This window comes from Streptococcus caprae, from assembly GCF_042649745.1.
In the GTDB taxonomy this organism is placed as follows: Bacteria; Bacillota; Bacilli; order Lactobacillales; family Streptococcaceae; genus Streptococcus; species Streptococcus caprae.
Genome location: NZ_JBHRZV010000051.1, coordinates 100,765 through 114,321, shown reverse-complemented (window position 1 = coordinate 114,321; position 13,557 = coordinate 100,765). Strand labels below are relative to the sequence as shown.

General features: G+C 40.4%; 14 protein-coding genes, 1 tRNA gene and 1 pseudogene. 1 reads left to right on the top strand and 15 read right to left on the bottom strand.

The features are described 5' to 3' along the window. Window positions 1–251: 251 nt before the first annotated feature. The 15 genes and pseudogenes from ACFORF_RS09220 to ACFORF_RS09150 all read right to left on the bottom strand — a co-directional run bounded on the left by ACFORF_RS09220 (window position 252) and on the right by ACFORF_RS09150 (window position 13,255). Window positions 252–1,805, bottom strand: coding sequence for a hypothetical protein (locus ACFORF_RS09220; protein ID WP_380427561.1), 1,554 nt, complete (start codon window positions 1,803–1,805; stop codon window positions 252–254). 77 nt (window positions 1,806–1,882) lie between these two features. Then, window positions 1,883–3,097 carry a DNA cytosine methyltransferase gene (gene dcm / locus ACFORF_RS09215; RefSeq protein ID WP_380427559.1) on the bottom strand — a complete coding sequence of 405 codons (1,215 nt, stop codon included), beginning with the start codon at window positions 3,095–3,097 and terminating at the stop codon, window positions 1,883–1,885. Between the two features lie 60 nt (window positions 3,098–3,157). Further along, complete coding sequence (locus tag ACFORF_RS09210) at window positions 3,158–3,655, bottom strand: hypothetical protein (RefSeq protein WP_380427557.1); 498 nt, start codon at window positions 3,653–3,655, stop codon at window positions 3,158–3,160. After that, window positions 3,652–3,936: a hypothetical protein gene (locus ACFORF_RS09205; protein ID WP_380427555.1), complete on the bottom strand. Its 285-nt coding sequence runs from the start codon at window positions 3,934–3,936 to the stop codon at window positions 3,652–3,654. Before ACFORF_RS09205 ends, ACFORF_RS09210 begins: the two co-directional genes overlap by 4 nt. A gap of 2 nt (window positions 3,937–3,938) precedes the next feature. Next, window positions 3,939–5,063 carry a hypothetical protein gene (locus ACFORF_RS09200; RefSeq protein WP_380427554.1) on the bottom strand — a complete coding sequence of 375 codons (1,125 nt, stop codon included), beginning with the start codon at window positions 5,061–5,063 and terminating at the stop codon, window positions 3,939–3,941. A 16-nt stretch (window positions 5,064–5,079) separates the two neighbouring features. Next, window positions 5,080–7,731 carry a valine--tRNA ligase gene (locus tag ACFORF_RS09195; RefSeq protein WP_380427552.1) on the bottom strand — a complete coding sequence of 884 codons (2,652 nt, stop codon included), beginning with the start codon at window positions 7,729–7,731 and terminating at the stop codon, window positions 5,080–5,082. A 22-nt stretch (window positions 7,732–7,753) separates the two neighbouring features. After that, window positions 7,754–8,635: a type I restriction endonuclease subunit S gene (locus tag ACFORF_RS09190; protein ID WP_380427550.1), complete on the bottom strand. Its 882-nt coding sequence runs from the start codon at window positions 8,633–8,635 to the stop codon at window positions 7,754–7,756. Window positions 8,636–8,647: 12 nt separating this feature from the next. After that, window positions 8,648–9,030: pseudogene (locus tag ACFORF_RS09185) on the bottom strand (VOC family protein). A 64-nt stretch (window positions 9,031–9,094) separates the two neighbouring features. Continuing rightward, entirely contained in the window at window positions 9,095–9,625 is a 531-nt protein-coding gene (locus ACFORF_RS09180) for a DapH/DapD/GlmU-related protein (RefSeq protein ID WP_380427548.1), read from the bottom strand. Between the two features lie 47 nt (window positions 9,626–9,672). After that, window positions 9,673–10,290 (bottom strand): DUF1349 domain-containing protein, encoded by a 618-nt coding sequence (locus ACFORF_RS09175; RefSeq protein ID WP_380427546.1) that lies wholly within the window; start codon window positions 10,288–10,290, stop codon window positions 9,673–9,675. Next, window positions 10,277–10,867: a GNAT family N-acetyltransferase gene (locus tag ACFORF_RS09170; protein WP_380427544.1), complete on the bottom strand. Its 591-nt coding sequence runs from the start codon at window positions 10,865–10,867 to the stop codon at window positions 10,277–10,279. The genes ACFORF_RS09175 and ACFORF_RS09170 overlap by 14 nt, the downstream gene beginning before the upstream one ends. Before the next feature lies 1 nt (window position 10,868). Next, complete coding sequence (locus ACFORF_RS09165) at window positions 10,869–11,222, bottom strand: VOC family protein (protein WP_380427542.1); 354 nt, start codon at window positions 11,220–11,222, stop codon at window positions 10,869–10,871. Between the two features lie 262 nt (window positions 11,223–11,484). Next, entirely contained in the window at window positions 11,485–12,498 is a 1,014-nt protein-coding gene (locus tag ACFORF_RS09160; protein ID WP_380427540.1) for a hypothetical protein, read from the bottom strand. Window positions 12,499–12,515: 17 nt separating this feature from the next. Then, the gene (locus tag ACFORF_RS09155) at window positions 12,516–12,986 is read right to left on the bottom strand and encodes a helix-hairpin-helix domain-containing protein (RefSeq protein ID WP_380427538.1); all 471 of its coding nucleotides are present in this window, start codon (window positions 12,984–12,986) and stop codon (window positions 12,516–12,518) included. Between the two features lie 14 nt (window positions 12,987–13,000). Further along, window positions 13,001–13,255 carry a DUF1912 family protein gene (locus tag ACFORF_RS09150; RefSeq protein ID WP_380427536.1) on the bottom strand — a complete coding sequence of 85 codons (255 nt, stop codon included), beginning with the start codon at window positions 13,253–13,255 and terminating at the stop codon, window positions 13,001–13,003. Between the two features lie 149 nt (window positions 13,256–13,404). Between ACFORF_RS09150 and ACFORF_RS09145 the strand changes: the two genes are divergently transcribed. Further along, window positions 13,405–13,475 (top strand) — tRNA-Thr (locus ACFORF_RS09145). Window positions 13,476–13,557: the final 82 nt, after the last annotated feature.

Genomic DNA, 13,557 nt, shown 5'->3' with positions numbered 1-13,557 from the left:
CAAAGAGTCCACTGGACTCTTTGACTAATATGCAAAACCGGCTAAATGAAAATCTTCCACATTGCGACTTGGTTCATAACTAGTCTGTACCATTGCTACTTCCTACTTGAAAAGTGTTTTTGAGCATTATAGGTTTATTATAGCAGAAAGAAGAAGGGGTTTGAATTTATATCGCTAGAAAATATCAAACTTTTCAATATCAATGATTAGTTCATAAAAGTTTTATTTTATAACAAACATAAAGTAATACATTACTTCTTCGACACCCAACCAATCGCATCTTGTGGGGGATTGTCTGTATCTATCCAAATAAATTCTATACCTATCTGACTATTTTTAAACTTGGTCAATCGAATTCCATTGATTTGAAGTTCTTCTAGCTTCTCACCTGTCAGAATCTCACGCTCTTTCAACTGGAAGACACCGCGTAAAATCCATTCTCCAAGGATTTCTTGTTTTTCCGTTGACTGAATGGCTTTTCCTGATTCTTGATTGATATAAGCCTTGATGACATCTCCTGATGATAGGAATTTTAAATCAAAGGTCCGATTTTCCTTAGGAAGAGCTAACTTCTTGGTTCCTTTTTCAAATGTACCTGCATTGATACCAAAGAAATGTGGGCGCTCATCATGAAAGTTTTTAGAATCAGGTAAGGGAATATAGACCTCACTAACTGGACGATAGACTAGCTTTTCAATGTCCTTTGCTAGGTCAACTACATCCGATTCTTTAGCAAAATGAAGTAATTCTGCCCTAAGTTGTTTCATATGGACTTTTTCATCTTTTGTCGTCCATTTTTTCAATAAAATGTCTTCTAAAAGCTGTGTCACATAGGCACGCTCTTCAGATTTCAATGAATCCCGATATTTTTCTAGCAATCGGACAATCCTTTGTTCCCTATCTTTTTTGGCTAGTTTTGAACCACCATCAAACGCATTAAAGCCTGAACTCTCCTCTACTTGTCCATGCTTATCTGTGATAACCCATGAAACAGTCTCAAGAACTTCTGCTTCTTCCCTGCTACCTGTTAGCAAATGTAATTGCTCAAAGATTGTAAAAGGATCTTCAATATAAGTCACATCCCATGTATCAACCACAATATCCCTATTATTAAAGGTCATGTGTAACTGACTATCCGCAGCGGTATATTTATAGGTATGTTGACCATCTGTAAAGCGGAAATTTGTTGGATTATTTTTACCAGTAGAACCTAAAATTTTCAAATTATCCAAATCAATCGGTAGATAACTTGTTTCTCCAACATAAATCTGAGGCTTATCACCCTTAGATGTTGGCATAAGTACATGATAAACAGATTCTACAGAAACCGAATTTGAGTTGAAGCCTTTAATTTGGGCTTTTGAAGACTCAATCCGCTGATTTCTTAATTCAGAAATTTCTCGAGCGAGGAATTCATAGCGTTCAGTATTATCCTCTCCGATCGAATCATAAAATTTTATTTCTGATAATATTTCATTCCATTCCTGAGAATTTTTCTTGAACTGGGCAACCTTTTGATCACCAGAATTGATACCAAAAGATTTGATACCGACCAAATATTTATGCTTGTCATCAACCACAACGGAAGCGTCATAGGAAGTATTGGCAATGTCCTCACCTACCGCATGAAAGGCTTTTTGAAAAACAGTTTCTTGAAATTTAGAATTGACAATCGGAGCAACATAATTTGTATCATTTTGGTCGGCTGTCTCAGCCTTTTGAGAAAACGCCTCACTCAAACTAGCAAAGTTGGTAATCAAGGTTTTATACTTTTCTTTGTGCTCTACTTTTAGTTTATCCCACATATCTGTCCCTCACTTGTAATAAGTATAGTATATCAAAAAGAGATTAGTTTTTCACTAACCCCTTATTTATCTATTCGTTAATTAATACTATAAAATTCTAGGTGCCCACCTTTTTTTACTAAACGCAGGTAGTCTTCATCAGATAAAATGCCCAGACCGTCATTATAAGAACTAATCTTTGTTTCAGCTTCTTCATAACTGGAAGCAAAATCTTTTACATATGATTGACCCTCAAATTGACCGTTCATTTTTGTATAGATAATGGCAAATTTTCCATCTCTATCTAATTGAGATTGGCCCGCTTGCACCATAGCACCAGCTATGTTTTCCGCAATTCTCTTGATAACAGGGACAACCACACTGTTGCCAGCCTGCTTATACAGTTGACCATTGGAAACATTCTCTGGAATTTTAAAAGTCTTTGGATAACCTTGGACATTAAAGGTCTCTTTAGGCATCAACTTACGAATGTCACCTTTATCGGTCAATATCAAGGGCACATTATGACCACCAGTCCCCATATTTGCTGTCAGTGTCGGTACTACACCGTTTTTATTTTCACGGACATACTGTCTCCGCCATTGATAAACTGTATCTTGACTGTCTATGGCATGCTTGAGGAGTTCGTAAAAAGGCTGTTTCCCTTCACGATAATAGTAGATTTCTTCTGGTTCTGCCCCGAAATCAATAACATCAGTTAAGGTGGTTGTCAGTTTAATTTCCTCTGGAAACTCAAAGGCGTCATAGGCTTCTTTATTGTCAAAGCCAATCACATAGATTCTTTCCCGATTTTGCGGGATATTACCGTAATCCTTGCCATTTAAAACCTTCCACTTGATAAAGTAGTTGTTCTCTGTCAAGGCTTCACGGATCACCTTAAAGGTGTTGCCGTGGTCGTGAGATACCATGTTTTTCACGTTTTCCACAAAGACAACCTTGGGACGTTTAGCTTCAATCATTCTAAGCAATTCAAAAAACAAACCGCCACGGTCGTCTTCAAATCCCCTGCGATAACCTGCAATAGAAAAGGCCTGACAAGGAAATCCACCTACAATCACATCAATATTTTCGCCGATTTCATCGGCAGGAACATCGTGAATATCACGCCCATCCAGATGAGTATCTGGATAATTCAACTGATAAGTCATTCTCGCATACTTATCAAACTCATTGGCATACACCACTCTGAACTCGTTGGTCTGTTCAAAACCCAACTCAATTCCCCCCACACCAGAGAAGAAGGCTGCAATGTTGTGCTTCTTCATGGCTGGAGAACTTACAGAATTTGTCATGTAAGCACCTCTTTCTATATTTATATAAGTGAAATAATTTAAACAAAAGAAAATTTCTCTCTATTTTCCCTTCTCTAACTTTTTGTTTAATATTCTATACAATCCTTCAATTTGTTTTGTAGAATCAATTTTAAATTTTTGATATCTTTCACTATCAGTCACTGTATTAAGAGAATCGGAATAAAAATTTTCTAATTCTATAATGTAGTTTACTACTTTTTTATGAAATTCTTTATCAGTAAATTTATATGAATTTGATTTCTTTCTCAAATTATGCAACATAATTGTCATTTCTGTTATTCCTTCTAATTTACTAGAAGTACTATTAAAACTAATATTACTGTCAGATCTTGGGATTGTATATTGCATATACTTAAAATAAATATCTTGAAATATTCTTGTAGCAACCTCCCTTTTAGAACGTTTATTCTCAAAATATAAATTAATTATAAATGAACATACTGACACAACTATCGCTAGAAATGATAAAATATTTTCTAATGAAATGTCATTAGAATTTTGTGAGACAGTAGCAGATAATATTAATATTTCTTTCAATCTAATGCCTCCTTAGTACCATAAGGAATTAATTGATTTTCAAATACCAGTTCATATTTTTTTATAACTGCATTTTTTCCTATTTTTTCTAATTCATCTTTGAATAGACCCTGAAAAAATGAAGATGCGATATTCTCTATTTGTTCAGGAAAAACTAATCTAATTTTATCGTCTGTGTCAGAGATTTTTTTTACTTGCTCAGTATATATCTGCTGACCATAAGGATTTCCTGATAGACTTATATATGTCTTCTTAAAATTCAGTTTTATTTCTTTAACCATATTTACTCTGCCTCCTGAATTACAAAATTTAAATTATATCCTACACCCGGTATACTTACCATACTTTTAGAGCAGAGCTCTAATCTAGGAGGTTCAGTTTCAAACGTTGAATCATTGAATGGTATGAAGCCTTTCAAATCCTTTTTCAGAAACTCTTTTTCAAAAGATAAAGTAAAGCACCCACTCATGACATAGCAATAACTATTTTCTGAATAATCAATAATGGATTTTATCAATTCCATACTCCCTTTTCCGCCACTGATTGAGGTATCAAGTCGACCAGATATCTCATCTTGAAGAGAAGCTAACATCCAAAAAACTTCCTCAGTGTATTGATCCGTAAAATACTGACTATGTCTATTTCGAATTTGTTGTAGTTTACTATATTTTTCTCCATAATCATTCCCAGATAAAACTTTTTGCCGAACTAAATCTCCTATATTCTTATTCGAAAAGTTTAAGACAACTACATTCACTCCCATAAAACTCAAATTCTTCTTATTTCTATGAGAATAATTAGGAGCAATATCAATATCAATTAAACAGTCGCTTTCTCCATGCTCAATCGCATTTCCAACTAACTCACAAATAGTATTAGCTATTGAATATAACATTCTCTTGGGGAATAATTGCGTATGCTTTAAGAACATAATTATATCACTTGATAATATAGACGGGTTTATCTGCTCACCTACCCATAATCTAAAATGATTTACACCAAGGTCTTTAAGGAAATATCTTTTAAATTCATCAATAGAATATTTCCCATTTGGTGGATTTAGATATCGTATTGGTGAATGATTTATTCCAGCTGTCGATATTGACACCGCGGTTTCAAAATAAATCCGAACCTTATATCCCTTTGAAATTAAATGATAGCATAAACACTCAAAATAAATATATACTAATTTATCCTGTATTGTTATATCATTAAATATAAATTCAACATCCAATTTAAATGGTTTACTCAGAATTACAGTAACAAATTGTAAAATATCTTTTAACAAATAGCTGTTAAAATCTGAATTATTGCTATTGAATCTATAAAATTTTTTACCATTTTCCGTTTGAAGTGTTATTCTATGATTGGAACTTCCGACAAATAGAAGATCAATATTTTTTCCCATAGTATCTCCTAGATTCTTACTCCCCCAACCTCTCCATCTCTTTAATACGCTCTACGGTCGCGTCATATTTGGCTTGGTAGTCGGTTTGTTTGGCTTTTTCTTTTTCGACGACTTCTGGTTTGGCGTTAGCGACGAAGCGTTCGTTGCCTAGTTTCTTGCCGACCATGTCCAGTTCTTTTTGCCATTTGGCTAGTTCCTTGTTGAGGCGTTCCAGCTCTTCTGCGACGTTGAGCAGGTCAGCGAGGGGCAGGAAGATTTCGGCCCCTGTGATAACGGCTGACATGGCTAAGTCTGGGGTGGCAATGGCAGAGCTAATCTCTAGTGTCTCAGGATTTGTGAAACGGTTGATGTAGTTGACATTTGCCTTGAAGAAGTTTTCCAGCTCGCTATCTGCGGTCTTAATGAGGATGGTGATGGGCTTGCTTGGTGCCACATTAACCTCAGCACGGGCGTTGCGGACGGCACGGATCAAGTCCTTGAGGATCTCCACATCCTGCGCAGCTCTGCTATTTTCCAAAGAGGCATCAACCGTCGGATAGGCAGCTGTCACGATGGAACCTACCGCATACTGGCCGTAAATCTCCTCGGTCACAAACGGCATGATTGGGTGGAGGAGGCGAAGGATTTTATCCAGCGTGTAGAGGAGAACAGAGCGAGTGATGACCTTCTCGTCTTCGTTGTCGCTGTAAAGAACTTCCTTAGTCAATTCCACATACCAGTTGGCAAATTCTTCCCAAATGAAGTTGTAGAGGATGTGACCGGCCACTCCAAACTCAAACTTGTCAAAGTTCTCCGTCACCTTGCCGATGGTCTCATTGAGGTTGTGGAGAATCCACTTATCCGTCACATTGCCAGCCTCACCACTCGTCACTTTCGCCACATTTGCGGTCGCATCAGCCAGCGTCAAGCCCTCATTATTCATGAGGATATAGCGGGAAATGTTCCAGATTTTGTTGATGAAGTTCCATGAAGCGTCCATTTTTTCATAGGAGAAACGGACATCCTGTCCTGGGGCAGAGCCGTTGGAGAGGAACCAACGAAGGGCGTCGGCACCGTACTGGTCGATGACATCCATAGGGTCGATCCCATTGCCAAGGGATTTAGACATCTTGCGCCCTTCTTCGTCACGGATAAGACCGTGGATCAGGACGTTTTGGAATGGCTGACGCCCAGTAAATTCAAGCGATTGGAAAATCATGCGAGACACCCAGAAGAAGATGATGTCGTAACCGGTTACCAAGGTCGAGGTTGGGAAGTAGCGCTTGAAGTCTTCCGCATCTTCATCAGGCCAACCCATGGTTGAGAAAGGCCAAAGGGCAGAGCTGAACCAAGTGTCAAGGACGTCTTCGTCCTGTTTCCAGCCATCACCTGCTGGCGCTTCCTCGCCAACATAAATTTCGCCTGCTTCATTGTACCAGGCAGGGATCTGGTGACCCCACCAGAGCTGACGAGAGATCACCCAGTCGTGAACGTTTTCCATCCATTGGAGGAAGGTGTCATTGAACCGTGGTGGGTAAAATTCTACCTTGTCATCGGTCGATTGATTGGCAATGGCATTCTTGGCCAATTGGTCCATCTTGACAAACCACTGGGTTGACAAGCGCGGTTCAACCACCACACCTGTCCGCTCTGAGTGGCCAACAGAGTGGACACGTTTTTCGATTTCAACAAGGGCACCGATTTCTTCCAACTTAGCAACCACTGCTTTACGTGCTTCAAAGCGGTCCATGCCCGCAAATTCACCAGCCAACTCATTCATGGTGCCATCGTCATTCATGACATTGACCTGTGGGAGGTTGTGGCGCTGACCAACCTCAAAGTCATTCGGGTCATGGGCTGGTGTGATTTTTACCACTCCTGTTCCGAATTCTGGATCCGCATGTTCGTCACCAACGATTGGGATGAGCTTGTTGACGATGGGTAGGATGACATTTTTACCGATTAGGTCCTTGTAGCGAGGGTCTTCTGGATTGACAGCGACAGCCACATCTCCCAACATGGTTTCAGGGCGCGTGGTCGCGACCTGAAGCCCGCGCGAGCCATCTTCCAGCATATAAGTCATGTGGTAGAAGGCGCCCTCCACGTCCTTGTGGATGACCTCGATGTCAGAGAGAGCGGTGCGAGCTGCTGGGTCCCAGTTGATGATGAACTCACCGCGATAAATCCAGCCCTTCTTGTAGAGCTCGACAAAGACCTTGCGGACAGCCTTGGAGAGGCCCTCGTCGAGGGTGAAACGGTCACGCTGGTAGTCCAAAGACAAGCCCAGCTTGCCCCACTGCTGGCGAATGGTCTCGGCGTACTCTTCCTTCCACTCCCAGACCTTGTCTAGGAATTTCTCACGACCAAGGTCGTAACGGGTAATGCCCTGCTCACGAAGGCGCTCCTCCACCTTAGCCTGGGTCGCAATTCCTGCGTGGTCCATCCCTGGCAACCAGAGGGTGTCAAAGCCCTGCATGCGTTTCTGGCGGATAATGATATCCTGCAAAGTCGTGTCCCAAGCGTGGCCAAGGTGCAATCTACCCGTCACGTTTGGCGGTGGAATCACGATGGAATAGGGCTTGGCCTTCTTGTCGCCTGACGGTGCGAAGACATCAGCCTCAAGCCATTTGGCGTAGCGACCAGCCTCAACCTCGGCTGGATTGTATTTTGGGGAAAGTTGGTTTGACATGTGTGGTCTCCTTTATAATAATTTATTCAAAATACGGCCTAATCAATAATTCAAAGGTGTTTGCATCACCATTAATTGTATAATCAATACAATCAGAAAAAGTATTAAAACTCTTAACATTATCAGTATAGAAAAAAATTTCACCCAGATTTCTAAAATCAATAATCATGCTATTAAAGTGTTTAGTAAAATATTCACTATAAGATTTGTCCCGTAGCTTAGGCACTTGGCCTTTTGTAAAAGTTTTATTGTAACTAGGTTTAAAGTAGTTGATTAGCTTTGCTTCAACAAGACTTATTAAATTTTTATCATTCGGAAAATCAGCAATATCTTCTACTGATAAGCCTGATATTGATACATCACCTAAAGTCGTAGCTACTTTAGATTCAATAATACTAAAAACTAAGACTTTTATATCGTAATTAATTTTTAAATCATTCGAATCTGAAAGTATTTGTTGAACTGTACTATGAGAACTTAACCTTTCTTTTACTGTTCTATCATTTTTATTTCCATGAGCTTTTCCTATATATAAAATTTTACACGACGGAATAAACTCCATACAACAATTCCACATAATATCAGTTGCTTGATGCTTTTCAGTTTCATTGATAACCAAAAATCGATTATCTTTTGTAATCTTGATAGAATTTAAATTTCTTAATTTTTGATCACGCTTATCTATAAATTTTAAAGTATTTTTATAACTAAATCCATCTTCCGATTGCAGTTCAATATCTATCTTTGAATTTCCTTCAATTAAGTTAGCCCTTTTTATATACCACTTAGGAATACCTAGTATCATGTATAGATGAGGATTATAACCTTTTGATATAGAATTTATTTCAGAAGGATTTAGCAACTCTGCATTATTCAAAGAAATTAAAGAATGAGCTGTAAGCATACCATTTTCCTTTCATTCCCCCACCACCTCAATCTTCACTCCATCAGGATCTTCAAAGTAAAGGGCGTAATGTTCTGGGCCTCCTGCGTAGGGGTAGCGGTCATCGTAGAGGAGTTTGACTCCTCTGGTCATCAAATCCTGCCTGAGTTGGTCAACCTGCTTACGGCTACCGCCGTGGAAGGCTAGGTGATTCAGCCCTGTTCGGCAACGGTGATAGCCTGCTTCTAGGAAATCAGCTGGCGTTTGAACAAAAACGATGTAGTGCTCTGCTATTTTCATAGAGAAACCTTCGCCCACTCCTGATAGAGGGTATAGCCTAGGCGAGGGAGGAGAAAGTCGTAGAAGGCACGGCTGCGTGCCAAATCAGACACATAAAGTTCAATGTGATGCAACATACTTTATCCTCCTCGTTGCTGACAGTTCCACTCTCTCCTCAATAGCAGACGCTTGATATACTTCCTAACTTTCTGGATCCACCATTTTGAGAACTTTGGCTGGGACTCCGCCGACCACCGCATAAGGTGGAACATCCTTTGTGACAACTGCACCTGCCGCGATGACTGCCCAGTCGCCAACGGTCACTCCTGGAAGGACGGTTGCATTTGAGCCAATCCAGACATGCTTGCCAATCACAACAGAATCATAACTGTTCTTTCGATTGCGACTAGGCTCTAGCGCATGATTGACCGTTGCCAAAACGACATTGTGCCCAATGAGACTACCAGCACCAATCGCAATGCCTCCCTGATCCTGAAAATGACAGCCTGAATTGATAAAGACATCTTCACCAAAGGTAATATTTTTACCAAAGTCCGTATAGAAAGGCGGAAAGACGCGCAGACTGTCTGGAACTGTCTTCCCTGTCAGTTGACTCATCAACCGGCGAACCTCATCAGGCCCATGATAGCGACTGTTTAAGTCCATCGTAATGGCAATCGCCTCTTCAAACAGTTGAGTATCTCCAAAACTTGTATATTGTCTATCTATCATGATGTTTCCTCACTTTCTGACTATCCATAAAATGACCATCGCAGTCCCTACTCCATCTCCTCATCAGGCGCTTGCCCATCGTGAGCCTGCCATTGACAGTCGAGCAGTTCAAAATCGGTAAAGGTTGCCTTGAAAGAGGAATCCTCTGGGCTACAAGCATAAATCCCAAAAGAAATCTCATCGGTTGCTTTTGCCAAGTGAGCAATCCGCATTTGCTTAAAAGTCACCCCGTCAATCGAATTTTCAATCCGAAAATCCTGGCCACGACGACTGAGGCGATACCACATGCTGTTGGTCTCCGCAGGAATTTCCACCGTTGCCCAATCGGAATACCCTTGATTGGTCACGACACTGCCCAAATGCTGAAAATCCTCATTTTCATATTCAATAGAGCCCTTGATCCAGTTGTCGCTATCCAGATAGACCACCACGCCACACTGGTCAAAGCGCTGCTTACTGTCGAAGATCGTTTTCACAACAAAGGAAAAATACTGCTCGTCGGTCGTCATCTGCAAGACAGGCGCATTGTCATTGCGAAAATGATAATAAGTCCGCTGCCAAAGGTCGGTATGAGGCAGGGTTTCAATGGTGATTTCTTTTTCAGAAATCTGATAAGATTTTGGCTGGCGTGTCCAAACCAATTTATTGATGTCAAATACTTCCATGGTGTTTCTCCCATTCACTCTTTAATAACCCATATCGCAAATCCGCACAGCGCTTGCCTTGGGCGTCCTTGCGATCACGGATGGTCGCTTCAAGGGTGAAACCGAGTTTTTCTGCGACGCGGCGACTGCCAACATTGTAGTCGTAACAGCCGATTTCAATTTTGTGGAGACCAAGTTGGGTAAAGCCCAGATCGATTAGGGCTTGAGCGGCCTCAGTTATCATGCCTTGACCCCAATAATCCGGATGTAAAGTATAGCCCATTTCTAGGACATCATCAGCATGACGTAGGTTAAAATCAACAGAGCCAATAACCTTGTCTGTCCCTTTGAAGCAAATCCCATAACCAGATGGCAAATGATGGTCTGCATTACGTTTCGGCAGAACATGCTCTAAGTAATATACTTCATCTTCAACTGTTTTGACAGGTGGAAAACCTGCTGGCCAGGAGACCTCTGGTAAGCTAGCATATTCGAACACTGCTTCTGCATCTGCAACGGTGCGTTCTCGCAGGTAAAGTCGGTCAGTCTCAAGATTCGGCAGACTGATTTTTTCTTCAGTATTGTTATTGTTGCTCATGTTAGTCCTCCTGGAGTTGATAGAAATCTAGGACAATACCCTCTGGTCCTTGAACCATGAGCGAATACGTTCCCCAGTCTGTTTTGGTCGGTGGATTGAGAATCGCCTCGCCAACTGCTTGAAGGGCTTGGTATTTCCCATCTACATCCTCAATTTGGACATGAAGAATGATCCCCGATTGGAACTGCTCAAGCGGAATCAAGGCCTTATCCGACACCATCAAACAGTGGCTACCAATCGTGAACTGGGCAAAATGCTCATCCTGATAGTCTGCTGGCAGATCCAGCAATGTTTCTAATCTTGCACTGGTTTGAGGAACATTTTTCACAATAATATCTAATTGATTTAAATCCATCAATCGCACTCCTTTATATAGGCTGTATCAAAAAACCTGCCTAGCATATGATGCTAGACAGGGACGAATTTCTTTCGATTTCCGCGGTACCACCCAAATTCGGGTTTGCACCCGCAACTTTGTGTATGCAATTGTAACCATCAGCAACCAGTTTTGACATTTGGGCGGATTTCTCAGCAACACCGCTTTCTGTGACAAATGGGCTTCAAAACACCTCTGAATGACTTGATTATAGCAGATTTTACACGATAAGGCAACTAAACTACGATTTAAAAGTAATACCCTGATTTTGTAAATGGGTAATAGTTGTTTTTCCAATGCCATCTATAGCCAATAAGTCATCAACTGTCCAATTTTTAAAATCGTCTAAGTTTTGAATCCCCACATCATACAAGATTCTAGCACGTTTTTCTTGTAAAACACTTATTTCAGGAATTTCATAAAATTGCATAAAATGAGCGTACGTCCCCGGTGTTCTTGAAGCAATCTCATGTGCAAACTCGCTTGTTTTAGTTACAATGAATTTACGTTCTAAAATAAACTCTTGTAAAGGCACAATAGCCTGATACAACAGTTTATCGCTCGGCAATTCTATTAAATGATCAAGTTCTGTTGCTAACGTAGGCCAAATTCCCAATTTAAAAATAAAAAGACTTTCTGGATGGACGGTGACAATTTGTTCTAAAACGGCTCTAGCTTTGGCAAATTCTCCATGAACTAGACAGGCAATCAAGTAATGAATCGCAACAAAATCTTCTACCTTTAACTTTTTAACATCACTAAAATATTGCTCCTCAATAAAGTGAAAGTCAAAAACCAGATTTTTTGTCGAGAATAACAAGAAAAGAAAGTGACTATGTAATTGATTAACAGGCCTTGAAATGATAAAGTCACACAAATCATTCGCTAAACCATATAAACCCATGGCAAGGTAATAGTCAATAGCATGCAAAAAAATCGGCAAAGCTTGACTATCTATACTGGCTCCCCAGTCTGGTGTCCCTTCAGATAGCCAATGTTTCTTAGCTTTACTGGTGAACTCCTGCATGCGTTCGATATCATCAGACGTTAATGCATCCGATGTACGAAGGAATAATTCAAATTGTGCACCCAGATGTTCCGGATTTCGAGCCAGCAATTGTTTAAGTTCCACAAGAAGCTGTCTCTTACCAATCTTGGTTTTCATGAGTTTCCAAAACTTTTGGTCAACATCTTCCATAGATGATGATTGTTTAGTAGGAAACGTAAGAACTTTTTTCTTCTTGTTTTTTCCCATATTATCCTCGTTGAGTCTTATTTCTTGAGCTTAACACCAAGCTCTTTCAATTGTTTAATGGTTGCTGGACCAATACCTTTGAGTTCAAGGAGTTCTTTTTCAGTCCAGTTGGCGAAGTCTTTGACAGACTTGATGCCTTCTTCATAGAAGGTTTCCAAACGTGCTGAAGCCACGCCTTCGAATTTTTCAGCAAAGTCTTCAAAGGTTTTACTGGCTTTTTCAGCAGCTTGTTTGCTTGATTTCTCAGCTTTTTCAGCTGTTTTCTTAGCCTTGGTCTTAGTTTCTTCAGTCTTATGAGTCAAATTTTCAACAGTTTCGTGAACACGTTCTGTCACGCTTTCAACGACGTGCCCTGCTGCTTCTGCAACCTGTTCAGTCGTTTCTTGGACTTTTTGAACGGCTACGTCAGCCAGGTCCTTGCTGGCACGACGGAGGTCTGCCAATTGTTTGCGAAGTTGTTTTTTACGGTTAACAGTTTTTTTTGCCATGATTTTTGTCCTTTTTAATAATGTCTTTCGCCGAAGAGTCCGTCTGGAAGGGCATGGAAGTCCTTGCCTGCTCTATAGTTGTCAAATTTGCCTTTGATAAATTGGTAGGCATCGAGCTTGCTCTCATAGCGGATATAAGCGTCCGCCGCACGTTCATCCTTGTCTTCCTCGACTACCTTACGCGCCTCTGCCATTGCCATCTCATTGATCATGATTTGGCTATCGACCCAGGCCTCGAAGTCCGACAGGAACTGTTCTTGGTCCGACATAAAATCTCCATTTCTAAAAATCTACAAGACGATTATAGCGAAAAAATAGGATAATATCAAGGGTTTGAGTGGCTAAGCTCACATTTTCAGAAAATCTTGCACTTTTAGGGGTTGCGGATTTTTTGGTTCTATAGTATTATATAAAGGTAGCCGCTATAGTTAAATGGTATAATAGAGCAATGGTAATGCTCCGTTCCGAGTTCGATTCTCGGTGGTGGCATCTTTAGACGTCTGAGAACCCTAGGAAAAACGGGTTCTTTTTCTTTTATCTTGATCAATGTAAAAACTCCCTGCTCATGATT

What these genes read in the sequence shown, in the direction of transcription:
- ACFORF_RS09220 (WP_380427561.1), bottom strand. Translation starts at nt 1,805, where the DNA reads ATGTGGGATAAACTAAAAGTAGAGCACAAAGAAAAGTATAAAACCTTG.
- dcm (WP_380427559.1), bottom strand. Translation starts at nt 3,097, where the DNA reads ATGACAAATTCTGTAAGTTCTCCAGCCATGAAGAAGCACAACATTGCA.
- ACFORF_RS09205 (WP_380427555.1), bottom strand. Translation starts at nt 3,936, where the DNA reads ATGGTTAAAGAAATAAAACTGAATTTTAAGAAGACATATATAAGTCTA.
- ACFORF_RS09200 (WP_380427554.1), bottom strand. Translation starts at nt 5,063, where the DNA reads ATGGGAAAAAATATTGATCTTCTATTTGTCGGAAGTTCCAATCATAGA.
- ACFORF_RS09195 (WP_380427552.1), bottom strand. Translation starts at nt 7,731, where the DNA reads ATGTCAAACCAACTTTCCCCAAAATACAATCCAGCCGAGGTTGAGGCT.
- ACFORF_RS09190 (WP_380427550.1), bottom strand. Translation starts at nt 8,635, where the DNA reads ATGCTTACAGCTCATTCTTTAATTTCTTTGAATAATGCAGAGTTGCTA.
- ACFORF_RS09180 (WP_380427548.1), bottom strand. Translation starts at nt 9,625, where the DNA reads ATGATAGATAGACAATATACAAGTTTTGGAGATACTCAACTGTTTGAA.
- ACFORF_RS09175 (WP_380427546.1), bottom strand. Translation starts at nt 10,290, where the DNA reads ATGGAAGTATTTGACATCAATAAATTGGTTTGGACACGCCAGCCAAAA.
- ACFORF_RS09170 (WP_380427544.1), bottom strand. Translation starts at nt 10,867, where the DNA reads ATGAGCAACAATAACAATACTGAAGAAAAAATCAGTCTGCCGAATCTT.
- ACFORF_RS09165 (WP_380427542.1), bottom strand. Translation starts at nt 11,222, where the DNA reads ATGGATTTAAATCAATTAGATATTATTGTGAAAAATGTTCCTCAAACC.
- ACFORF_RS09160 (WP_380427540.1), bottom strand. Translation starts at nt 12,498, where the DNA reads ATGGGAAAAAACAAGAAGAAAAAAGTTCTTACGTTTCCTACTAAACAA.
- ACFORF_RS09155 (WP_380427538.1), bottom strand. Translation starts at nt 12,986, where the DNA reads ATGGCAAAAAAAACTGTTAACCGTAAAAAACAACTTCGCAAACAATTG.
- ACFORF_RS09150 (WP_380427536.1), bottom strand. Translation starts at nt 13,255, where the DNA reads ATGTCGGACCAAGAACAGTTCCTGTCGGACTTCGAGGCCTGGGTCGAT.